This is a genomic window from Anoxybacillus sp. FSL W8-0382, from assembly GCF_038003845.1.
GTDB lineage: Bacteria > Bacillota > Bacilli > Bacillales > Anoxybacillaceae > Anoxybacillus > Anoxybacillus flavithermus_G.
In genome coordinates, this window is record NZ_JBBOPX010000001.1 from 1,658,676 (window position 1) to 1,680,896 (window position 22,221).

Below are 22,221 nucleotides of genomic sequence, written 5' to 3' on the forward strand. Positions count from 1 at the left end.
CCCCTAATATACATCGCGCTGATATCGTTTTTGTTTTTGCATCTCAGCTATATACGCTTCTGCTTGTTCGCTTGTCATGTTTCCTTCTTTTTCAATCACATGAATAAGCGTTTGATGTACATCGCGCGCCATATGCTGCTTATCACCACAAACGTAAACGACAGCTCCATCTTCAAGCCAGCGGAACAGCTCCTTGCTTCGTTCTAGCATGCGATGCTGCACGTACACTTTTTGATCTGTATCACGTGAAAACGCAACATCCATTTTTGTCAACACACCATTTTTCAACCACGCTTGCCACTCTGTTTGATAGAGGAAATCCGTCACAAAATGTTGATCGCCAAAAAATAGCCACGACTTCCCTTTCGCCCCTATTGCCTCGCGCTCTTGCAAAAAGCTGCGGAACGGCGCAACCCCTGTACCTGGTCCAATCATAATAATTGGTGTATTCGCATCTTTCGGCAGTTTAAAGTTCGGATTGTGATGGATAAACACCGGAAGTTTATCACCAATGTGCAGGCGCTCCGCACAAAACGTTGAACAAACACCTTTACGTAAACGTCCGTGCGCTTCGTAACGCACTGCACCAACGGTGATATGCACTTCTTCTGGATACGCCGCTAAACTGCTTGCGATTGAATAAAAGCGCGGCTGCAACTTACGTAAAGAAGAAACAAACTGATCTGGCGACATATCCCACGGACCGAAATCGCGAAGAACATCGAGCACATCGCGCCCTTTCATATATTCCTTTCTTTTCACTTCTTGCTCAGCAGAAAGGAGCACATGAAACGCTTGATTACGTGAAAACGAAGCCAATGTTTGCAATAATTGCTCGGTTAACACCGTAATTTCTAATCGGGAAAGCAGCACTTCGCGTAACGATTCTTCTTTTCCTTCAACAGAAACCGGTGTGTCTGGATTCCATTTCATTTCTTGAATAATGAGATCGACAAGTTCTGGATCGTTTTTCGGGAAAACACCAAGCGCGTCGCCTGGTTCAAATACCAATCCTGAACCTTCGAGCGATAATTCAATATGGCGTGTTTCTTTGTTCGAGCCGCGTCCATTTAAATTGATATTTTCTAATACTTCTGCTTGAAACGGATGCTTGCGCGAGTAGTTAGAAACAGGTTTCACTTGCGACTGCTGGGGAAGGACGGTGACGGAACCCCCGCCTTGCTTATTCAACTCACTAAGCACCCCATCAAGCCACTTCGCCGCTGCTTCCTCATAATCGACATCACAATCAACGCGTTCGTATAACCGCTCTCCTCCGAGTTCTTTTAGCCGTTGATCGAAGTCTTTTCCTGTTTTACAAAAATGTTCATACGACGTATCGCCAAGCGCCAATACCGAGAAGCGCAGATGGTTAAGTTTTGGTGCGCGCTTGCTATGGAGAAATTCGTAAAATGATAAAGCATTATCTGGCGGTTCCCCTTCACCATACGTGCTAACGACAACAAGCAACGTGTCGATTTTTTTTAAGTCGTTTGGTTTGAAATCAAGCATCGATAAAACATGAACATGAAACCCATGGCTTTTGAGTACTTCTCCAGTTTTTTCTGCCAATTTTTGTGCATTTCCTGTTTGTGAGCCGTAAAGGATCGTTATTTCTTTCGATACGTGGGCTTCTTGCTGTACCGCTGTGCTCGCAAATTCGGTAGCAGCTAAATATCCGCTTAACCAAAGCTTTTGCGCTGGCGTTAATGTCGGCCAAAGTCGGTTGAGCAAGTCAACTTGTTGTTCGTTAAATGGGCTATTCGTCACTTGAAACGGCAACATCTTTCACCTCTCGTTTTTTTACTATTCCTATAAATTAAGTATGTTTTATTTGACTTTACCGCAAAAAATAAAATTAGTAAAATAAATATAAATTATCAGAACTATTTATTTTTTTAATGATTAAGGAGCGATAGCTGTGTACGACGAATTAAAAACATTTATGACTTTAGTAGAGGTGAAAAACTTCACAAAAACTGCGGAAATTCTCCATCTATCCCAACCGAGCGTCAGTTTGCACATTAAAAATTTAGAAAAAGAATTTCAAACGAAACTATTTATTCGTTCGCCAAAAAAACTACAAGTGACAGCGACTGGCGAATTACTTTACGATCGAGCTAAAAAAATGATTGCCTTGTACGAACAAACAAAACAAGATATTTTAGAATACCACGATTGTGTGAAAGGAACGTTGAAAATCGGGGCTAGTTTTACGATCGGGGAATATGTGCTTCCTTCTTTTTTACTTTCTTTACAAGACGATTATCCAGAACTACACTTCGAAGTGATGATTGGCAACACGAAGGAGATCGTCGAGCTTGTCCGTTCATATGAAACCGATATTGGCTTAATTGAAGGGCAAACGAACGAAAAAGAATTGGCTGTTTATCCATTCATGCAAGATGAGCTTGTCATCGTGGCTTCAAACGATCACCCGCTCGTTCACAAACAAGAAGTATGTATAAGCGATCTACAAAATCAAATATGGATTACGCGCGAATTAGGCTCTGGCACACGTGAATACTTTAACCATTTTATTCGTTCAAATGGATTAAAAATTAAATCGCTCATGATCATCAGCAGCAATCAAGGAATTAAAGAAACGTTAATGCGCGGAAACGGGTTAGCCTTTCTTTCACGTCATGTGATTGAGCGTGAATTAAAACAAGGTCACTTATCGATCGTCTGTTTAAAGCACCCCCCTTTTTACCGAACGTTTTCTTATCTTTATGCACCGACAATGAAAAGCAAAAAAATTGTTCATTTATTTATTGATTTTCTCGAACGAAAAAAGATGTAACGAGCACGGCTATCCTGCTCTGTTACACCCTTTTCGTCTTAATGCTCTGCTAGCTGTGACACTGGAACACGCTGTTGATTTTCCGAATTGTCTAAAAAATGGATTGTTGCCGTTTCCGCATCGACATGTTCGATATATACCGATTTTCCATTATACGTTACATTTTTCATATCGGGCGATTGAGCAATTTGTTGCGCACGTGTTACGTTCATGCTGTTTCCCTCCCTTCAAATGATTATTATCATCTACGCTTCACGTTAAAAATATACAAAAAAAGAGCACCCACAAGGTTGGTATGCTGCTCTTATTTTTTATACACATGAATCGAAAGTCCTTTTTTTCTCATAAACATATGTGAAAATAAAGGAAGAACAGGGCGAACATAGAAGTAATTGTTGATCTATAGAGGAGGGAGATAATGCTAGAAAGATGGTTGAAAGAGTCTTCGTATACAGTCGTATTTACTGGAGCAGGAATGTCTACAGAAAGCGGGCTTCCCGATTTTCGTTCGACAAAATCAGGACTTTGGCGCACGAAAAATCCACAACAATTGGCAAGTACGTATGCTATGCAACATAATCGAGACGAGTTTATCGCATTTTATCAATATCGTATTCGCACACTTCTTGAATGCCAACCACATATCGGACATACAATTTTAGCAAATTGGCAATCCACTATGCCTCCATTTTAACAAGTTTTTCATTTATAACTTTACAACATTTTTATCATATGTTAGACTATTTTTAAAATTCATAATTTATCATCTACTAGGGGAGTCCAATAGCTTGGACTGAGAGAAGAACGCGCAAAAGTTCTTTGACCCTTTGAACCTGATCTGGGTGATGCCAGCGTAGGGAAGTAGATGGCGCGAGTGTTCTTTACTTGTGCTATTTGCGGACAAGATCAGGTTCTCGTTATGGAGCCTGATCTTTTTACGTATTGGCGTTGCTCCAACTAAAAAATGAAAAGGAGCGATTAAAAATGAAAGACTTATTTTCATCAATGCCATTTCCCTCGAGTAAAAAAGTGTATGTGCCCGGAACGCGTGAAGATGTTCGTGTGCCAATGCGAGAAATTCAACTGTCGCCAACCAAGACAGGTACAACGATGCTAGAAAATGAGCCTATTCGAGTTTATGACACGAGTGGACCATACACTGACCCACTTTTCGCGCCGAATATTGATAAAGGATTGCCAAAATTAAGAGAAAAATGGATAACGGAGCGTGGCGATGTAGAAGAATATAGCCCTTCATTAGTGAGAACAAACATTCCTTTTTCACCTAGGCGTTTTCGTGCGAAAAAAGGGAAAGTTGTGACCCAAATGCATTATGCAAAACGAGGAATCATTACACCTGAAATGGAGTTTGTTGCTATTCGCGAACAGATGGATCCAGAGTTTGTTCGACAGGAAGTGGCAGCAGGAAGGGCAATTATCCCAGCTAATATCAATCACCCTGAGAGTGAACCAATGATCATCGGAAGCAAGTTCCATGTAAAAATTAATGCGAATATTGGAAACTCTTCTGTTACATCCTCGATGGATGAAGAAGTTGAAAAAATGCTTTGGGCTGTTCGTTGGGGTGCCGATACAGTCATGGACTTATCGACAGGAAAACATATACATGAGACGCGAGAATATATTATTCGAAACTCCCCTGTGCCGATTGGAACTGTACCTATTTACCAGGCGTTAGAGAAAGTGAACGGCATTGTCGAAAACTTATCATGGGACATTTACCGAGAAACATTAATTGAACAAGCCGAACAAGGCGTAGACTATTTTACTATTCATGCAGGTGTCTTACTTCGCTATATCCCACTAACAGTCAATCGAACAACTGGTATTGTCTCTCGGGGTGGCTCAATTATGGCACAATGGTGTTTAGCACACCATGAAGAAAACTTTTTATACACCCACTTCGAAGAAATTTGCGAAATTTTAAAAACTTACGATATTGCTATTTCACTTGGGGATGGATTACGTCCAGGCTCAATTGCAGACGCAAACGATGAGGCGCAATTCGCCGAGTTACAAACACTTGGAGAGTTGACAAAAATCGCTTGGGAACATGATGTCCAAGTGATGATCGAAGGTCCAGGGCATATTCCAATGCATAAAATTAAAGAAAATGTCGATAAACAAATTGAAATTTGTCACGGGGCACCTTTTTATACGCTAGGTCCTATCACTACCGACATTGCACCAGGTTACGACCATATCACCTCAGCTATCGGTGCAGCGCTTATCGGCTGGCACGGTACGGCCATGCTTTGCTATGTGACACCAAAAGAACATCTTGGACTACCGAATAAAGAAGACGTCCGCCAAGGAGTCATCGCCTACAAAATTGCTGCCCACGCTGCTGACTTAGCAAAAGGACACCCTGGCGCACAAACGCGTGATGATGCATTATCAAAGGCGAGATTTGAGTTCCGTTGGCAAGATCAATTCAACTTGTCACTAGATCCTGAGCGCGCACGTGAATATCACGATGAAACACTACCGGCCGAAGGAGCAAAGCTTGCTCATTTTTGTTCGATGTGCGGTCCGAAATTTTGTTCAATGAATATTTCTCATGAATTACAAAAAACACTACAAAGCGAAGGAATGAAAGAAAAGGCAAAACAATTTGTTGAATATACAAACATCATGCAAGCTGAGAGATAGCGCTCAGCTTGTACTTTTTTACAAAAAATGTTATTTAAGTCATATTCATTGACATTCCACTTACTATAGCTTAAATTTAAGTCGTAACTTTAAGTAGAAAGTATGGAAAGAGGTGACTTGCTTGCTCACAGATTTCATCATTTTTTTGTTAGGATTACTTCTAATCATCGGTGTATTAACAACGAAGTTTTCTTCTTGGCTAGGCGTGCCATCACTTGTATTTTACATACTCGTCGGAATGATTTTATCCAAATTTATATATTATGATAACGCTTTTCTCACCCAGATTGTTGGCATTTTTGCGTTAATCATTATTTTGTTTGAAGGTGGGATGAACACAAAGTGGAATACATTAAAAAAAGTTTTAGTTCCCGCTTCCTCCCTTGCAACGTTTGGAGTGCTAATTACTGCCATTTGCGTAGGCATATTTGCCAAATACATTTTACACGTCTCATGGGCCGAGGGATTTCTATTAGGCGCTATCGTTTCTTCGACTGACGCTGCAGCAATATTTGCTACGCTAGGAAGCGTCAATGTAAAACGCCGTCTCTCAGCAACACTAGAAGCTGAGTCGGGGATGAACGATCCGATGGCCGTTATTTTAACCCTCTCCTTGATTACATTTATCCAACAGCCAGAACTAACTATTTCCCACACCTTTCTCAGCTTTATTTGGCAGATCGTTATCGGTATTCTTGTTGGGCTTGGATTAGGAAAATTAACTGTGTGGTGTTTGAATAAAATAAATCTTGATTCCTCGGGATTATACCCCACTCTATCTTTATCATTTGCGATACTCTCTTATAGTATAGCAGCCCTGCTAAAAGGTAGTGGGTTTCTTTCGGTATATATTATGGGCGTTTTTGTCGGCAATGCACAACTCGTTTATCGCCATTCTATTTTTCGTTTTAACGAAGGGCTAGCATGGATGATGCAAATATTTATGTTCATTTTACTCGGACTACTCGTTTTTCCAAATGAACTAGTAAAAGTAGCATGGGAAGGTGTCGCCCTAGCTATCCTACTTATTGTTGTGGCAAGGCCGATCAGCGTCATGATAAGTACAATAAACATGAATTTCTCTATTAAGGAAAAGCTATTCCTTTCTTGGGCTGGGCTAAAAGGTGCTGTTCCGATCGTCTTGGCAACTTACCCACTTACCTCGAACATTGAAAATAGTCAGCTCATTTTTAATATTGTTTTCTTTATTGTGCTCATTTCCGCCCTTATTCAAGGATCAACAACTTCTTTTTTAGCCAAGCATTTAGGACTGCTACTCGGAGAAAAGAGGGAAGTGGCTCACTCCATCGAACTGATGTCAACGACGAAAGCAAATAAAGCAAATAAGGAAATTGTTGAAGTCCATATCAGTAATAAGCAGTCACATTTACTAAATATGACGATTAGCCAACTTCCATTGCCAAAGGATTGCTTAATTACGGCTATTATTCGTAATGATAAAATTATTACCCCGAAAGGAAACGTGAGATTACACGAAAATGATGTTGTTTATATATTAATCGAAAAAGGAAGAAGATCAGAGATTTATAAAATATTTTCAATTACCGAAGATACGTCATTCTAATAAAGACAAGAGCAGGACATTCCCCCTGCTCTTGCTTTCCTCTTCAATGCCTGTTTCGATTATTTCTACTGAAAGATCCCTTGTTGCCTAGACAATATCCCCAAAGACATTATATGCTCTTTTTTCAAATGCCAATATGTATAAAAAACAATAAACACAGCCGCTAAAACAAGTCCAACAACGCCACCGTTAAAATAAAGAAGCGTTAACGGATTTTCCAGCACCATGTTTGGATGTACAATACCGTAACTCAATTTCCATATGACTAAGCCATATATGAAACTGTTAAAAATAACATCCATCATGCGTCGTTCCGCTTTTAAAACGAACACACCATAATAAAAAAATAAATATGTCATAACCAAACTTGCTACAAGCAACAAATTTTCTCCTTGAATCATTTTTCCTCCTTCACTGACAACAGCTCCTTATAAAAAGCGCTTTTTTATATCCTCTGTCGGAACAAAGCAACAATCCTTCTTTCCGAACCAACGATACCTATTTTTCGCGATCCAATCATATACTCGATCGCGAATAGGAGATGGGATAAGAATAAGCCAATATAAGTACTTCCAAAACCCTCGCAAATGTTTGCATACGCGTAACGCTGCAGTAGATTTAACATAGTATGTAGATTCATCGATGAATACAAAACTATCGAGTTGTTGAGGGATATGATATTTCTTAAGCAACGCTTGACCTACTTCACTTTGCAACGAAGCAAAACGAAAATAAGCTTTTTCGTCTCTTTCAATAATAAACCGAACCGTTGCACTACAAAAATGACAAATGCCATCAAATAATATGATGTGCATAACCGACCAATCCTTCCCCTTCCGTTCATCTAACCTCTCCATTATAGCTCACCTATGCAACAAAAGAAAAACGTGAAGCTCGGCAACTTCACGCTTTTCATATCATAGCTAGAAATTATCCATACATCGTCCACATCCCGATATCATAAAAACCGAGTCTTTTATAAATGCGTCCCGCATTCGGATTGTCATAAAATAAACATAACGTTTTGCCTGCGCGAATGTAGTCTTGGATAACTCGTTTCATGATTTCGCTTGCATACCCTTTGTGACGATCATTCGGATCTGTGCAAACGCCGACAACCATCGCAGATAGCGTATTTTCTGCAGTTGTCGCAACAGACGACACCATGCGACCATCTTCCTCGATATAGTACACACGCCCTGTATTTGTTTCTAACGATTTGACAAGCATATCACGCGATGAAGGAAGCACCGAAAACTCAGCAATGCGACTGCGCAATTCAAGTATTCGATCGACATCATCAATCGTTGCTTGTTTTATTTCATAGCGGCTTTCCACTTCCGGAAATATGATTTCGTTACATTCGCAAAAATACGTCACACGCTTTTTTCCAAGTGATAAGAGAGGTTCAAATTTTGCGACAAGCTCGGTTTTGCCTGAGAGTCGAACAGGCTGAGCGGCATGTCTCATAATTTTCGCAAATCCCTCTATATCAAACTCCCCTGGAGCATATGGAATATACGAATCATAAAATCGCAACAATACAGCTCGCAACTCGCCATTCTCATCAAAGTCGCCCCACAGCTCTTGAAACTCTTGTTCATATCCAAACGCTTCAATATCACCGATAATAAAAAGATTCAATGAAGGCTCCTGCCTTAAAAAAGAAAACACAACATGATGATCTGCGCTATTCAACTTACGAATCATGTCCATCTCCCTTTACGATCAATATTAATTCTACTATAGCAAATATACACACAAAATTTTGTCGAATTTTGTCCAGACAAAACAAATGAAGTGTCGGTTTCGTCGTATGTCAAAAGTACTTTCTCATTATGATATAATGTAGAAAAAAGGATGTGGAAGAGATGGAAAAAGCACAACACGGTCGTATGTATTCATATAAAGAGATTCAGCAATGGGAAGGAAATTGGGAGCTGATTGACGGTGTCCCTTATTTGCTTGCATCGCCTTCGTATATTCATCAATATGTCGTCGGCGAACTGTATCTCGCCTTAGCTCCTTACTTCAAAGCACGTGGATGCCGCCTCATCTTGTCCCCATTTGACGTGCAATTCGATACAGATAACAATGAAGAAGAAGCGCAAACCGTTGTACAGCCAGACTTATTCGTCATTTGCAATTTAAATCAACTGAAGAAAAACCGAGTACAAGGCGCACCTGATCTCGTGATCGAAGTGTTATCCGCTAGCACAGGAATTAAAGATCGAAACCAAAAATATTATTTATATGAAACAAACGGCGTGAAAGAGTATTGGATGGTCGACCCAAGCAATCGGACGATTGAAGTCATCGGCTTAGAAGACGGGCGGTTTCAAAAACGCGCAGTATTCGGTCCGAAAGATGTGTTAACGTCTTTTTTGTATCCAGATTTAGCAATTTCGCTTGATTCCATCTTGCATATGGATGATGTGTAATAAGATAACGCCGGCTAGAGTTCCCTAACCGGCTTTTCATTTGCTTAAATTTAGTCGATAGCGCAATTTCCGTCCGTGCACGTTTTTCCTTCTTCCGCTAGCGATTGCAGCGATGAGGACTGCTGTTCTTCTGCCCATACTTTCTCTAGCGCCTGCCTAAATACGTCAACAGGCTGGGCACCGGAAATGGCGTATTTTTGATTGAGCACGAAAAACGGAACGCCCCGGATGCCGAGTTGAGCCGCTATCGCTTCTTCGTTTCGCACTTGTTCTGCATAGCGACCGTCAGCAAGCACCGCTTCCGTCTCTTTACGGTCAAGCCCTGCTGCTTCGGCAAGTTCAAGCAACACATCGCGGTCGCTAATTCGCTTCGATTCGGTAAAATAGGCGTAAAACAGCCGCTCCACTACTTCCTTCCCTTTTTCCTTTGCATATTGCGCGAGACGGTGGGCATCAAACGTATTGGTCGGTTTCATCGTCTCAAAACGGAACGTAAGACCAAGCGCCTCCGCTTGCTTGCCAATATCGGCGTTTGCACGCTTCGCTTCTTCAACGGAAATGCCATATTTTTGCGCAATCATTTCGTGAATGCTAAATGGCGTTTCTTTTTTTGCATGCGGATCAAGTTCAAAACTACGGAAGACGACCTCGACATTCTCCCGATGCGGAAAAGACTCGAGCGCCTCTTCTAATCGTCGCTTTCCGATATAACAAAACGGACAAACAAAATCGGACCATACTTCAATTTTCATCGTCACACCTCGGTTTTGTCCTCCAGATCGGAGGGAATTTTCTTCCTTATTGTAAATTCAAATTTTTGAAGAAAAATTTCATGATATTCATCCTATTTCGCGCAGGAGACTCCCACTTCAACGACCAAAGGGAGTAAGTGGGAGAGGAATGCGCGTTCCCCCTTTCTTTTGTGTATGATATAATAAAGGCGTGGAGAAAACCGTTCAATAAAGGCACTCCAATAACTGCTACTCGATGTATGGAGTTGGTTACAGGAAACGTTGTAACCGTAAAACATCGAGCGTAGGTCCGTCTGTTGTGTGTGGAAGCCAAGTACTGCCAACAGACACACCGAGAGAATCGGTAACGATGCAGGCATGACCTGCGTCGTTGGGTAGTCGTCAACCTGCCCCTGATGCAACCCCAAGTCAAGGAAGGAGGAAGAAGTCCGTTTGCACTTCTGGGGAGTTGCAAGCCCTCACTTCAAGCGTTAGCTAAGTGGGGGTAGTTGACTGGTGATTACTGCCCTAGCGCATTTGCGTATTCGCATTAAAATTCTCCTCTCCACTAAAATAACGATATTTATCTCTTCCTACTCTCCGTCATTTGTTTCCAAACGGATCCTTTCGCTTCTTCGCCGCCTTCGATGCGTTCAATCGCCATTTTTACTTGCATGCTTACCTCAAATTCCGGGTCGTTTTCGGCCGCTTTTAATGCAGGCAAGACGGATTCATCACCATTTTCGTATAAAAACATCGCGGCACGCCAGCGAACGAGCTTGCTTGCGTCGTTTAGCGCTTCAACCATGACAGGAATGGCTTCCACGTCACCAATGTCAGACAAACAGTCACCAGCGGTACGGCGCACAGAAACGGCCGGGTCTTTTAGTGCCTCATATAAATACGGAAGCACGCTTTTGCCACCAATCATTCCTAAATACGCAGTCGCTAAGCGACGAATGGCGACTTTTTCGTCTTTTAACGCCTTTGCCAATACAGGCAAATCGGTTTCCTTCGGCTCTATCATTTGTTCCAACGCCGCATATCGTTTCGTCCAGTCTGGGTTCTCTAGCATTTGTTCTGTTACTTGAATGCTTGTTCGTTTTTGTGTTTTTGCCTGTTCGCCTTGTTTAAACATGTGCACGAGCCGTTCAAGCCGTTCGGGTGGATAAGCGGCAGACAATTCCTCAACAATATCAGCGCCGATTTCTTCAAACGTTCCGTACCGCACGCCCTTTTCGACCCATTTTCGCTCTATGACGATATTCCCCGCATGTTTTTGCGCTTCTAGCACCGCATCGACAAACGGCTTTGGCAAGCCAACACGTCTCTCTTCGTGACCGTCCGTTAACTTCACTTGCATCGGCAAGCCATACAACATTTGCACATACACTTTCACTTCGCCAAAATGATCGTTGCGTACGGGCTCATTATCTTGGAGTTCCTCCACCTGCTCGCCAAATACTTCGCGCACCTTCGTTAAAATCGGTTTCCAGTCATATTTCGCATGCCGTTCGATAGCTAAAAAATCAGCGACATGATAAATGCCTTTCACGCCTTCAATTTTCAATAATTGTTGAATAATTTCTGGAGCCTGTTCCGCTTGCGACGGCTTATAGTTATAACTTGTGCCAAATGGAAGCTCTTTATCAAGCAACACTTTCATTGTATTGGGACTTGGCGTCGGTTCAATGGATTGAATCTTCATTTGTTTCTCTCCTATCCTCTACAAAAAATACCTCGTAACTTCATTAAAAAGGAAGAAACAAAGAAAAGCAAAAGTTTCGCTCAATAAAAAATACCACCTCCATAAATTGCAGAGATGGTTTCACATCGTCTTACACAAACACCTTTGTCAACAAAATGTGTCGTATGTCGTCATGAAGCGTTTCATACTTAGAATCGTTGAGATCTTCTTTCGTTACCCAAGCAAATTCAGAATGTTCGTCGTTTAGTGTAAGTGAAGAAATATCATCATTTTTTGGTTTGACAAGATACGTGAAAACAACCCGATATATATCTTCGTCACCACTTTTGCTTTTTAAATTTCGAACGAATAGTTCTTCTATCAATTCTACATCCAAATTCAATTCCTCTTTCGCTTCTCGAAACAAACCTTGCACAGGAATCTCATCATATTTTATTTTTCCAGCTGGAACGTTCCATACATTCGGAGCTACCTTACAATGTTCTGCTCGTTTTGTTAAAAGAACTTTCCCATCGTGCCATACAATCACTTCAACAGAAATTCGATAATTCGGATACATACATTTTCCTCCACATTATTGAAAATCAAAGACAATGACTCTTTTTTCCCTATGCTCAAAACAACTCTAACTGTTCTGTTTCACCTAACCGTTCAAGTGATTTCGGATCATGATCTTGAAAATAGGCGTGATAAGCAGGTTCGGTTATACGCCCACCCTTCCTAGCGTTCGACACGGTGACACTTCCCATGCTTCATACGGTACTAAACAATTACATTTCATCGCATCCTGTACTCGTGAAGCGATATGCGGTCTCGTTATATATTTTGAAATGTTTTTGCTAGTTAGCAGAAAAAAATTTGCTTCCTTTATTTCTTGGGTCTGAATGTTCAAATCACGAAACTTACGCAAGGAAGCCCCTGCCTTAAGGCACGGGGAGGAATTGCGCCTTACGCAATGTTCATTCCCTCCCTTCGATATGTGTATCCGTCGAATCGCTGAATGATATTAAAATATTTGTAGCTGATTCCTTGTGCGATTCGTTTTCCGTCTTTGTCTTTCATATCAAAACTTCCATTTTTCCTACATGCGACTTCGCCAAACCAAACGCCTTGATATTTCCCTTTTGGTACATTGGCTTTGACTATGTCGCCTGTTTGGAAGCAAAAGAAGTATTTTTGTCTTGCCAAAAATCCTCTTGGAAAGCCATACTTATCAAGATTTGTACGAGAGCGACTTCCGCGTCCTTTTGCCTTGATAAATAATGCTTCTTTTGTTTTGAAATGCAATTGGAGTGGCGTGCTTTCGCCTACACAACAAGCATCAAAATAGTGAATTTTCGGTAGTCCTAATCGTATTCGATTCATTTTCGTTCGTGCGCCTGTTCCACACTCTACTTCGCATCCGCTTTGTTTTAACACTTCATACACTTTCCATCGAGTGGCATTCACTACACTTGCGTCTTTTAGCGTTTTTTTGACCATTTCTTGAATATGTGGATACCCGAATTCTTCTGCTGTCTTACTTCCTTTGCGCTGATTACAGTCATGACAGGCAAGACATAGGTTATCCACTCGATCTGTTCCACCTCTCGATTTTGGAATGATATGCTCGATTTCAAGCGGAACGCCTTCTTTTCCACAATAACAGCATTTTCGTCCAAACTTTTCGAGCAAATACTCCCGTACTTCATATCCTTGTAGCGTACCTTGTTGATACTCTACACCATTGATTTCAGGATTTCGCATGAGTTGCGTGTCAAACTTTGCGTTCTCGTACGATATATGCTCAATCGGACATATCTTCCTTAAACGCTCCACCCATGTTTGAATATTTTGCACACGACTCTCTAACGATGGTGGCAACCACCCGTCTTTTCTCCTACGATTAAGAAAACGTGGTTTTCTGTATCGAGTTTTTCGCTTTCTTCTTGCACGACGAAACGCCCGTCTTTTGTCTAATCGCTCTTTGATGTCTGTGCGATGGTCAAGTTGCCCTAACCATACCACTTCTTGTCCTCGCACAATCGCAAGTCCTGTGTGTTTACTTCCGTAATCGATTTTGAGCCGATACGGTGTTTTCGGTCGAAAATTATCGACAATTTCTTTTAAAATAATCGTAAATGGATAGCGTTTGTAGATCGCTGCTTTTCCTTGCTTTAATAACTTTCTTGCGACCGCCTCATGACAAGGGGCGAGTGGACGCTTATTTGTATCTAATACAAAAACCATAGGGTTCTCCCCTTTCCTCTGCATAAAGCAGGTCATATTCTCCTCGACCATGTTATAGATGCTTGTTATATGCAAGACACTAGCGCTACCCACCACGCTTGTTTAATCTTGCACGACAGAGGAACGGGCTGGAGAAGCACCCGAACGTGTCATGACATCTATAACGTAGGCTCTGTTTCAAGCCTTGGTCTGGTCAACATGGGGCTTACAAGCCCATGACTTTAGTCATTGGGTTGTTGACTTCAACCCCTCAATCTCTTCCACAGACAATTCCGTTAGTTCATGAATTGTCTGTACGTCGTAGCCTTTTTCCAGCATCTTTTTCGCAATGTGGCGCTTTTCTTGTTGTAGTCCTTCTTTCAAACCTTTTTCTAGCGCTTTTTTCTTTTTGAGCGTGACAGGCACCGTACCTATCATGGTCAATGGACATATATGCACCTCGCTTTCTATTTTGTGGTGTATTTTCGACAAAATTGGTGATGTTCCTTCTTTAGAAATGGAAAAAGGAGAGAGAAAACTATCACTCTCTGCTTCTACAAATCTCGACAATCTTCGGGGCGGTGGCACCGTATCATGACTTCTTGAAATATGGTATAATGTGTATAAAACCTCAACCAAGGTGGGATACAAATGAGAACTAACAAAAAAGGGAACCGTGGCGCCTATCATATAACAACTGGAACAGCAAAACGACCAATTTTAAAGAGAATCGTGCGTCAGAACCGTCATCATTACCGAATCGAAGTGCCTGTTCTAACAGAAGGGCAAATGAAGGAGGTCATTCAAGTGCGACCTGAAAAGAAAAAACTAACCAAAGAAGAAAAAAAAGCGTTACACAAACGTCTAGCTGGTAGTGGAAAGTTATTTAGCAAAGAAGGCGTGTTGGAATCATTGAGAATTGCAAACAGGGAAGAGTGGGAGGATTAAGCGGTGTCAACAAAAATACTAATTGATACAAATATATATGCGGCACATGAAATGGGTTACCCTGATGCAGTGGAGTTCATTGAACAGCTAATTGAAGATGAGGCAGAGATTATTATGACTACCTTGATTGAGATGGAAATCATGTCTCATTTCGAAATCGAAACAGATCCTGACATAAGAGAAAATAGAAAAGGATATATTCAACTGGCTGATCAAATTTATGACATCACTAGAGAAGATACAGAGCTAGCAGCTGACATAAGAAGGAAAGCAAGAGCCGATCGTACACGCAAAAAGAGTATTAAAGCACCAGACGCTCTTGTTGCAGCTGCAGCTCTTATACATAATGCCACATTAGTTAGTAATAACGATAAAGACTTTCGCTGGATTCGAGAGAACTATACTTATAAAGATCGAAAGTTAAATTATGTAAATCCCATAATGGATAAGAAAGCTTACGGCGAATTTGTCAAAGCCTATATCGAAAGCAGAGGGGTTTAGAAAGAACGTTAGCATTTTTATTCGAACATATTACCCTTTACGTATTACACGACATCTCCATTAACGACATTCGTGACCTCATCACCAAAATATTTTCAAAATACTCCTTCCGCAACAAGATATTTCCCAACCCGCTTGCTGCAATGTGGAAACGCAAAATACACTTTTTCGACAGCGAGAACAAAAACAGCCAACCCTAATCGTATCGCAGGCGTCCCTAAGGGAACAATTTGAATTTCAAAATGTGAAGGCACATTTCCTACAATAAAAAGCAAAGAGAGTCAAAGATCACGGAGGAGTACACGCGCTATGACTCTCTATTTCTACAAATCTCGCCAATCCTCGGGGCGTGACAGGCACCGTACCAAAACAACTCTATATGTGTCGAGTGAGCTTCTAGATTATAGTTTATTTAGATTTTAGCACTTCCTTTAACAACTCAATCGCATGCTCATCGTTCGGATCATGTGCCAAGCTCCCCGCGGAAGGCTTTGGAAAGGATGGATTGTTTTATTAAGTCTATTTTTTGCTCGATTTCTAAAGCGAGTTGTTTTTCTGAGTCCAACTTATTTAGTAGAAAATCTACTTTTTCTGCAATCCGTTGTTGCTCCCTAACAGGGGGTAACGGAAGACTAAGTCCACCTATAATCTGGGCGTTTGCCCCTGGCTGCGCAATTCCCTTTTGCACAACAGTAATTTGTTTCCAATACATTGGGCTTTTTAAATAGTTCCATAAATAGCGGGCATCTAAATAATCATTTGTAGTCAATCGAATAAGATAAGAAGCAAACACTGCACAAGGCACGTCATCGATCAAAAAACTCTTTCCAGTGGTTGCACCCGTTCTAGCGATAACAATGTCCCCTTTATTGAGACGGTACTTTTCTAGTTGCTCTTCATCTATTTTGCAATGCGGTACCTTTTCCCAATCAACACGGCTATTTTGTATATCGGTTATACGCAAATATTTCGGACCTTCTTCTGATGCTGAGGATGAAGCTGTGTATCCATACTGCAAATTTTTTAAACATGATTTCAGTTTTACCCACACCCAATTTCCCGGCACTTTATAAGGTTGTTCATTTGGTGGAACGATTTCTTTTTCATTTATTTGATTAGGAGGTTCAAAAGGATCATTTGTTCCTAACTCCCCCCTAAACGCCCTATCCAAAATCGCCGCCCTTCTTAGTTCAACCGATTCCTTCACTTCCTCAATCAACCGCTTCGCTTCATCAATTTTAGCAAAAAGCCGCTCGACCTTCTCAGCAATGCGTTTTTGTTCATTGTAAGGAGGTAATGGTAATTTAATGTTAGACAAATCATTTTTATTAAATCCTGCTTGGGCTGAACGAGAGATCATTTTCAAAGGTCCTTGAAAATGTTCTGTTTGTAGTAACCAATATAAGTATTTTCTATAAATATGTTCTTTTGGATAAACTACTTTAGCTAATGCAACATTGTATGCACCGCTTAGTCCTGTTAAAATCCTGCCAATTGAAGCTCCATACCTTGCTATTAAGATGTCTTCTTCTTCAATCAATCTTAACTTATTTGTGTATGGGATATATGTCAAATAATCATCTGATGCAAAATCTCTGATCTGAACTAGTCTTATATAACCTTCCTTTGGCTCATTTATAAATTGGCTTTTAGGAGGCTGTGTTCCACCCTGAATATCTAATATTGAAGTGAAGTAAAAATATGTCCAATTCTCTGGCACTTGATACGGCTGTTCGTCTTTGGGCACTAGTGCTTCTTTTAGTAGCTCGTCGATTGATTTTTGTTTTGTTTTGCTCATTTTTTCAGCACCTCAGATGTTTCTGCTACTTTTAATGTGTCGTTCGATGGTTGGTAGCTGTTCAGTTGTTCAACCGCTTTTAGTTCATCGATGACTTCGTTTAATAAGGAAATGGCTAGTTCTAATTTTTCGACGGCTTCTTCTGCTGAGTCGATTGGGTCTGGTAAGTTTTCGTAAATCGATAGCGATTCGTCGGCGATTAAGCCGATGTCTAAGCTGTCGCCTTTTTTCGCAATTTCTTCGCGCGTGAATACGTTCCAGCGTTCATCTTGTACTTGATGGCGATCTTCTGCTGTATACGCATTGATGAAGTCGGCAAAATGTTCTTTCGTAAGCGGATTGCGTTTCCCAAACGACGGCATGTTTGTCCGCAAATCATACACCCATACTTCTTTTGTATTGCCGACATCGCTTGTGCCGCGCGTGAAAAATAAGACGTTCGTTTTTACCCCTTGGGCGTAAAAAATGCCTGTTGGCAAGCGTAAAATCGTATGGAGCTCACATTTATCCATTAAATCGCGACGAATGTCCGCCCCGACTCCGCCTTCAAATAAGACGTTATCCGGCAGAACGACTGCTGCGCGGGCTTTTCCGTTCGGTTTGAGCGCACGGTAAATGTGCTGCAAGAAATTCAATTGTTTGTTCGATGTCATAAACGTAAAGTCTGTTCTCGTCGCACGTTCACCGCCCTTTTTCGTTCCAAACGGCGGGTTTGTTAAAATAACATCATAGTTTTTCAAGCTTTCCCCTAACGATGAAAGCGTATCCCCTAATATAATTTCCCCATGAATGTCATGAAGCAGTGCATTCATGACCGCAAGGCGATGCGTATCTCGGACAAGCTCTACACCAGAGAACGCTTTATATTTTTGAAACTCTATTTCTTCTTGTGACAAATCGAAATAATCGTCTGTTTGCTTGCGAACGTGGCGATCGGCGGCAATCATAAAACCAAACGTTCCTGCCGCTGGGTCATGGCAACGTTCCCCTGGCTGTGGGTTCACTAATTCGACAATGACTTCAATGAGCGGGCGAGGCGTAAAATATTGCCCCGCTCCTGATTTCACTTCGTTCGCGTTTTTCTCTAAAAGCCCTTCGTACAAATCGCCTAGTCCCTCTTGTTTCGCGTTGTACCAATCAAGACTATTAATCGATTGAATGATTTTTTCTAAGTTTTTCGGCTCACGAATGTTCGAAGCGGCGTCTGTGTAAATTTGCTTTAACAATTCATTTTCTTCTTTTCCTAATGCAAGTAAAAGCTGTTGATAATGGTCTTTCAATTCAATGCCGCTTTTTGTCACGAGCGAATCCCAGCGATACGCTTCTGGAATGATATACTCTTGTCCTGTTTCTTTCATCATTTTTAAAAACAGCAAATACGTTAGCTCGGTCACGTATTGATGGTACGTAATTCCATCATCGCGAAGAACGTTACATAAATTCCAAAGCTTCTGCACAATTTCTCGGTTGTTCATTTAGGCTTGCTCCTTCTTTGTGTGATAGTTATATAAGTTGACGTTAATTTCGCGGACAATTTGCGCGAGTTGTCCGTCGAAAATTTTGTCGATTTGCTTAAATCCGCCATGGCTCTTAAATGGCTCGTATTCAAACGCTTTTTCTGGATCGGGATGGAGGACGTATTCTTGCAATAGCTGCTTTTCGATGCGTTCTAGCCATTTCTTTTGCACCGGCGGCCATGCTTTCATTTGATAAATTTTTTTCATCGCGTTTTTAATTCGTTCTTCATGACTAATGAGCGGGTCGCCTAATGCTTGCTGGCGAATGAAAGCAATAATGTCTGCCGCGATGTCTTCATTTTTTGCTTCTCGCCATGCGGCTTGTAGCTTTTTCTCAGAAAAACCTTTTTGGTCTAATTCAAGTAAAAGCTTTTTTAACTCTTCCCTTGTTAATTCGGTAGGGCGTTGGCAAACGACCATGAGTGCAGGGATTTTGTTCATATTGTTGCGAATAAATTCGCCAAATGACTGCAAATAATCGTCCGGTTTTTCCGCATTGCCGTATCCGCGTTTTACCGCAATCAGTTCATCTTCATGATTCGAAATAAATTGCTTATTTTCTCGGTAGCGATTTTCGTCCATATAGCGGAACATTGATTTGTACTCTTTCAATTCTACAGGTAATTGCTCCGGCTGCAAGTCTTTTATCCAATCAATAAATTCATCGACCGTTTTTCCGCCAGATAGCACGTGAAAGTCTTGGTGTTGACGCTCCGACCATGTTTTCTTTTTCCGCTGTATTTTCGCGATAATTTGTTCTTTCTGGTATTGGAGATGTTCTTGTTTCTCCATGCTCTCTAATTCTTCGACAAGTTGTGTTAACGAGATATTTGGTCGTGTTACTACTGGTTTCATGCTCGTATACGGTTTTAACGACTCATAAATACCGACCGCGTCAAAAATATTGAAATGGTCTTTTTTAATCTCGTCACATTTTCTTGTCGCACGTCCTAGCATTTGCTCATACAAAATGCGCGAACGAACTCGGCGCAAAAATACAAGGTTGGTAATGGCTGGTACGTCGATGCCTGTCGTCAACAAATCGACTGTCACGACAATCGTTGGATACTTTTCGTTTTTAAAGCGGCGAATGGCGCCGGAAGGGTCTTTAATCGAGCCTGTAATTTTCATAATTGCTTGATCTTCGACTGCTCCATATACTGTTTCAAATTCTTCTTTTAAAATGCGCACGACTAAATCGGCATGATCGTCCGTCGCCGCAAAAATCAATGTTTTTCCTTCATCGTCAGGGGAAATGTATTTCGTCAATTCACGAATAATGACACGGTTAAAGCTTTCGGTAATGACTTTTGTATTAAACTGCGCTACGTCGATATTCACTTCGTCTTCTAAATACTCTTGTGAAATCGTTCCGGACACCGTGTCGTACACATCGACCGTTTCCCCTTTTGTCCACGTAATCCCTTCTTTTTTTAGCACCGTCTCAAATTGATAAGGAGGTTCGTGATCGACTAAATATCCGTCGATGACCGCTTCCCGATACGAATACGTGAACACAGGCGGACCGAAAATTTCGGTCGTATGCAATGCTGGCGTCGCTGTTAACCCAATGCGAACGGCGTCAAAATAGTCGAGCACTTTGCGGTATTTGCTTACATAATCTTGATGGTCACGGAATTGCAGTTCCACTTCATCCATTTCTTTATCTAACGTATATCCACGATGGGCTTCATCGACAATAATGCAATCGTATTGGTCGATTGGCGGAACGTCTTCTGACCGATCGTTATAAAAAATGCGTTTTAACATTCCTTGCACCGTCGCAATGTGCACTCTCGTTTCGTTGTCTGGTTTTTGGTCGTACAACGACTGCAAATGATAAATTTCCGTAAACGTTAAGAAGTTTTCAAGCTTGCTTTCTTTAAATGCCCCTTCGGCTTGTTCGCCTAACGCTTTTCTATCCACAAGAAATAAAATGCGGCGGAAGCGGTTTGCTTTAATTAGTCGGTAAACTAACCCGATCGCCATTCTCGTTTTCCCTGTTCCCGTCGCCATCGCGATTAAAATGTTGCGTTTTTTCTCTTCGAGCGCTTTTTCAACCGCTTGAATCGCTTTTACTTGATAAGGGCGCAATTTTAAATAGTCGAACTTTTCATCACGCAACAGCTGCTCGGAACGTTCAATATCTTGAGCAAGCAGTTCTTTTAATCCTTGCGGCGTATACCACCCTTGCAGTGGGCGCGGATGGTTCGTTGATTTTCGTGCATCTAAAAACCAAATGCCTGATTTTTGTTCTAATTGTTTTAAATAAGGACGGCCGTTTGTCGCGAAAAGAAATGGGACAAAATAATCGCCCCACGGTTCGTGAATGATTTCATTGCCGTGGCGAACAATCGACTTCGCGTATTTTTTTGCTTGTTCAATATCGGATGGAATATCTTTGCTCGCTCGCTTTGCTTCAATAATCCCGACCAATTCCAGTCCAACAAATAAAGCATAGTCCGCGTAGCCATTTTGTAACGGCCACTCAGCGATCGCCATGTTCCGTCCTTTTTGTGGACGAGCACCTTTCGAAAATCGCAAATTCTCCGAATCGGCATCCCAGCCTGCTTCTTGTAGCTGTTGGTCAATAAGAATGCGTGTCTCCGCTTCGGTCAATTCCATATGACTAACTGCCCGTTGTGAAAGTTCACGCCGTTTTTGTTTCTCTTCGCTTGGGACATAGAGTTGTTCTTTGCGGATTTTCTCAAGTTCTGTTTCTAGCTGGGAAAGTTTTTGTTCATAAAACTGAATCACACGCTGTAGTTCTTCCTCATGCATTTTAGCACGTGGCACTGGTTCGACGTATGCTGGTGGTTCAAACGACCAATCGCCGTACACTTCCATAAACCAAACAGCAATGCGAAACGCCATATGTAATAACGCTTTTGCCTCCTCTACTTCCCCGTAACTCGGGTTATGTACCGCTAGATTCCCTTTTAAACGAATGACCGTGAATAAATCATATATTTCTTTTGGGATGATTTGGTCATAAAACAGCACTTTAAGTCGTTCTTGCTGGTCCGTTCCTTTTTCTTCGCGAATGTTTTCCAATGCTAAAATACACTTGGTGATCGTTTCAGCAAATTTTCGAAGTTCGCTAATCGTTACGTTCGGGTTTTCATATACATTGCGCTCTGCCGTCTCCCCAACTCTTGCAAGTACTTCCCACTTTTCTTCTAAAAAGCGAAAGTTATGCGACATATACCTCCCACCATTCTTTATTATTCATCGTCCAATTATCAGCTTCATTTTACCATATATTTTATATTTTGTAATCAGACATAGCATTTCCCGCCTTACTTTCT

Annotated in this window: 19 protein-coding genes, 1 pseudogene and 1 riboswitch; of the genes and pseudogenes, 7 read left to right on the plus strand and 13 right to left on the minus strand. The window is 41.4% G+C overall.

Annotated elements, in window-relative coordinates; all coding sequences use genetic code 11:
* Positions 1 to 3: 3 nt before the first annotated feature.
* Positions 4 to 1,785 (minus strand): assimilatory sulfite reductase (NADPH) flavoprotein subunit, encoded by a 1,782-nt coding sequence (locus NSS60_RS08765; RefSeq protein WP_128356777.1) that lies wholly within the window; start codon positions 1,783 to 1,785, stop codon positions 4 to 6.
* Positions 1,786 to 1,921: 136 nt separating this feature from the next.
* On the opposite strand from NSS60_RS08765, the gene NSS60_RS08770 reads away from it, so the two are divergent.
* On the plus strand, positions 1,922 to 2,803 hold the full coding sequence (locus tag NSS60_RS08770; RefSeq protein WP_003397454.1) for a LysR family transcriptional regulator: 882 nt from the start codon (positions 1,922 to 1,924) through the stop codon (positions 2,801 to 2,803).
* 38 nt (positions 2,804 to 2,841) lie between these two features.
* Here NSS60_RS08770 and NSS60_RS08775 read toward each other — a convergent pair whose 3' ends face one another.
* Positions 2,842 to 3,015 carry an H-type small acid-soluble spore protein gene (locus NSS60_RS08775; RefSeq protein ID WP_004890899.1) on the minus strand — a complete coding sequence of 58 codons (174 nt, stop codon included), beginning with the start codon at positions 3,013 to 3,015 and terminating at the stop codon, positions 2,842 to 2,844.
* Between the two features lie 206 nt (positions 3,016 to 3,221).
* Here NSS60_RS08775 and NSS60_RS08780 point away from each other — a divergent pair.
* The 3 genes and pseudogenes from NSS60_RS08780 to NSS60_RS08790 form a co-directional block, all read left to right on the plus strand.
* Positions 3,222 to 3,476: pseudogene (locus NSS60_RS08780) on the plus strand (Sir2 family NAD-dependent protein deacetylase); the annotation flags it as partial.
* An 89-nt stretch (positions 3,477 to 3,565) separates the two neighbouring features.
* A riboswitch (TPP riboswitch) is annotated at positions 3,566 to 3,680 on the plus strand.
* A gap of 107 nt (positions 3,681 to 3,787) precedes the next feature.
* Positions 3,788 to 5,476 (plus strand): phosphomethylpyrimidine synthase ThiC, encoded by a 1,689-nt coding sequence (thiC, locus tag NSS60_RS08785; protein ID WP_004890904.1) that lies wholly within the window; start codon positions 3,788 to 3,790, stop codon positions 5,474 to 5,476.
* Positions 5,477 to 5,588: 112 nt separating this feature from the next.
* On the plus strand, positions 5,589 to 7,061 hold the full coding sequence (locus NSS60_RS08790; RefSeq protein ID WP_128356775.1) for a potassium/proton antiporter: 1,473 nt from the start codon (positions 5,589 to 5,591) through the stop codon (positions 7,059 to 7,061).
* A gap of 65 nt (positions 7,062 to 7,126) precedes the next feature.
* Here the strand turns inward: NSS60_RS08790 and NSS60_RS08795 are convergent, their stop codons facing one another.
* From NSS60_RS08795 to NSS60_RS08805, 3 genes are all read right to left on the minus strand, one after another.
* Positions 7,127 to 7,462, minus strand: a complete 336-nt coding sequence (locus tag NSS60_RS08795; protein ID WP_004890909.1) for a hypothetical protein — start codon at positions 7,460 to 7,462, stop codon at positions 7,127 to 7,129.
* A gap of 27 nt (positions 7,463 to 7,489) precedes the next feature.
* Complete coding sequence (locus NSS60_RS08800) at positions 7,490 to 7,918, minus strand: thiol-disulfide oxidoreductase DCC family protein (protein WP_004890914.1); 429 nt, start codon at positions 7,916 to 7,918, stop codon at positions 7,490 to 7,492.
* 73 nt (positions 7,919 to 7,991) lie between these two features.
* Entirely contained in the window at positions 7,992 to 8,771 is a 780-nt protein-coding gene (locus tag NSS60_RS08805) for a GNAT family N-acetyltransferase (RefSeq protein WP_004890916.1), read from the minus strand.
* Between the two features lie 161 nt (positions 8,772 to 8,932).
* Here NSS60_RS08805 and NSS60_RS08810 point away from each other — a divergent pair, with 161 nt between their 5' ends.
* Positions 8,933 to 9,502, plus strand: coding sequence for a Uma2 family endonuclease (locus NSS60_RS08810; protein WP_004890919.1), 570 nt, complete (start codon positions 8,933 to 8,935; stop codon positions 9,500 to 9,502).
* A 50-nt stretch (positions 9,503 to 9,552) separates the two neighbouring features.
* Here NSS60_RS08810 and NSS60_RS08815 read toward each other — a convergent pair whose 3' ends face one another.
* The 5 genes from NSS60_RS08815 to NSS60_RS08835 all read right to left on the minus strand — a co-directional run bounded on the left by NSS60_RS08815 (position 9,553) and on the right by NSS60_RS08835 (position 14,719).
* Positions 9,553 to 10,254, minus strand: a complete 702-nt coding sequence (locus NSS60_RS08815) for a DsbA family oxidoreductase (RefSeq protein ID WP_340720786.1) — start codon at positions 10,252 to 10,254, stop codon at positions 9,553 to 9,555.
* Positions 10,255 to 10,816: 562 nt separating this feature from the next.
* Positions 10,817 to 11,941 (minus strand): conserved virulence factor C family protein, encoded by a 1,125-nt coding sequence (locus NSS60_RS08820; RefSeq protein ID WP_340720787.1) that lies wholly within the window; start codon positions 11,939 to 11,941, stop codon positions 10,817 to 10,819.
* A 130-nt stretch (positions 11,942 to 12,071) separates the two neighbouring features.
* Entirely contained in the window at positions 12,072 to 12,500 is a 429-nt protein-coding gene (locus NSS60_RS08825) for an NUDIX hydrolase (protein ID WP_340720788.1), read from the minus strand.
* A 389-nt stretch (positions 12,501 to 12,889) separates the two neighbouring features.
* Complete coding sequence (gene iscB / locus NSS60_RS08830) at positions 12,890 to 14,170, minus strand: RNA-guided endonuclease IscB (RefSeq protein ID WP_004892226.1); 1,281 nt, start codon at positions 14,168 to 14,170, stop codon at positions 12,890 to 12,892.
* A 225-nt stretch (positions 14,171 to 14,395) separates the two neighbouring features.
* Positions 14,396 to 14,719 (minus strand): hypothetical protein, encoded by a 324-nt coding sequence (locus NSS60_RS08835; protein WP_241736782.1) that lies wholly within the window; start codon positions 14,717 to 14,719, stop codon positions 14,396 to 14,398.
* Positions 14,720 to 14,800: 81 nt separating this feature from the next.
* Here NSS60_RS08835 and NSS60_RS08840 point away from each other — a divergent pair, with 81 nt between their 5' ends.
* The gene (locus NSS60_RS08840; protein WP_128356953.1) at positions 14,801 to 15,097 is read left to right on the plus strand and encodes a hypothetical protein; all 297 of its coding nucleotides are present in this window, start codon (positions 14,801 to 14,803) and stop codon (positions 15,095 to 15,097) included.
* A 3-nt stretch (positions 15,098 to 15,100) separates the two neighbouring features.
* Positions 15,101 to 15,598, plus strand: a complete 498-nt coding sequence (locus tag NSS60_RS08845; protein WP_004890937.1) for a PIN domain-containing protein — start codon at positions 15,101 to 15,103, stop codon at positions 15,596 to 15,598.
* Positions 15,599 to 16,061: 463 nt separating this feature from the next.
* On the opposite strand, the gene NSS60_RS08850 is transcribed toward NSS60_RS08845, so the two are convergent.
* From NSS60_RS08850 to hsdR, 3 genes are read right to left on the minus strand one after another with little or no spacing between them, the layout of a single operon-like run.
* Positions 16,062 to 17,396, minus strand: a complete 1,335-nt coding sequence (locus tag NSS60_RS08850) for a restriction endonuclease subunit S (protein ID WP_340720789.1) — start codon at positions 17,394 to 17,396, stop codon at positions 16,062 to 16,064.
* Positions 17,393 to 18,871, minus strand: coding sequence for a class I SAM-dependent DNA methyltransferase (locus tag NSS60_RS08855; RefSeq protein WP_064214601.1), 1,479 nt, complete (start codon positions 18,869 to 18,871; stop codon positions 17,393 to 17,395). Before NSS60_RS08855 ends, NSS60_RS08850 begins: the two co-directional genes overlap by 4 nt.
* Positions 18,872 to 22,117 carry a type I restriction-modification system endonuclease gene (gene hsdR / locus NSS60_RS08860; protein ID WP_340720790.1) on the minus strand — a complete coding sequence of 1,082 codons (3,246 nt, stop codon included), beginning with the start codon at positions 22,115 to 22,117 and terminating at the stop codon, positions 18,872 to 18,874. It lies immediately after the preceding gene.
* Positions 22,118 to 22,221: the final 104 nt, after the last annotated feature.

Coding starts and splice junctions, on each gene's coding strand:
- NSS60_RS08765 (WP_128356777.1), bottom strand. CDS start 1,785: ATGTTGCCGTTTCAAGTGACGAATAGCCCATTTAACGAACAACAAGTT.
- NSS60_RS08775 (WP_004890899.1), bottom strand. CDS start 3,015: ATGAACGTAACACGTGCGCAACAAATTGCTCAATCGCCCGATATGAAA.
- thiC (WP_004890904.1), top strand. CDS start 3,788: ATGAAAGACTTATTTTCATCAATGCCATTTCCCTCGAGTAAAAAAGTG.
- NSS60_RS08795 (WP_004890909.1), bottom strand. CDS start 7,462: ATGATTCAAGGAGAAAATTTGTTGCTTGTAGCAAGTTTGGTTATGACA.
- NSS60_RS08800 (WP_004890914.1), bottom strand. CDS start 7,918: ATGGAGAGGTTAGATGAACGGAAGGGGAAGGATTGGTCGGTTATGCAC.
- NSS60_RS08805 (WP_004890916.1), bottom strand. CDS start 8,771: ATGATTCGTAAGTTGAATAGCGCAGATCATCATGTTGTGTTTTCTTTT.
- NSS60_RS08810 (WP_004890919.1), top strand. CDS start 8,933: ATGGAAAAAGCACAACACGGTCGTATGTATTCATATAAAGAGATTCAG.
- NSS60_RS08815 (WP_340720786.1), bottom strand. CDS start 10,254: ATGAAAATTGAAGTATGGTCCGATTTTGTTTGTCCGTTTTGTTATATC.
- NSS60_RS08820 (WP_340720787.1), bottom strand. CDS start 11,941: ATGAAGATTCAATCCATTGAACCGACGCCAAGTCCCAATACAATGAAA.
- NSS60_RS08825 (WP_340720788.1), bottom strand. CDS start 12,500: ATGTATCCGAATTATCGAATTTCTGTTGAAGTGATTGTATGGCACGAT.
- iscB (WP_004892226.1), bottom strand. CDS start 14,170: ATGGTTTTTGTATTAGATACAAATAAGCGTCCACTCGCCCCTTGTCAT.
- NSS60_RS08840 (WP_128356953.1), top strand. CDS start 14,801: ATGAGAACTAACAAAAAAGGGAACCGTGGCGCCTATCATATAACAACT.
- NSS60_RS08850 (WP_340720789.1), bottom strand. CDS start 17,396: ATGAGCAAAACAAAACAAAAATCAATCGACGAGCTACTAAAAGAAGCA.
- NSS60_RS08855 (WP_064214601.1), bottom strand. CDS start 18,871: ATGAACAACCGAGAAATTGTGCAGAAGCTTTGGAATTTATGTAACGTT.
- hsdR (WP_340720790.1), bottom strand. CDS start 22,117: ATGTCGCATAACTTTCGCTTTTTAGAAGAAAAGTGGGAAGTACTTGCA.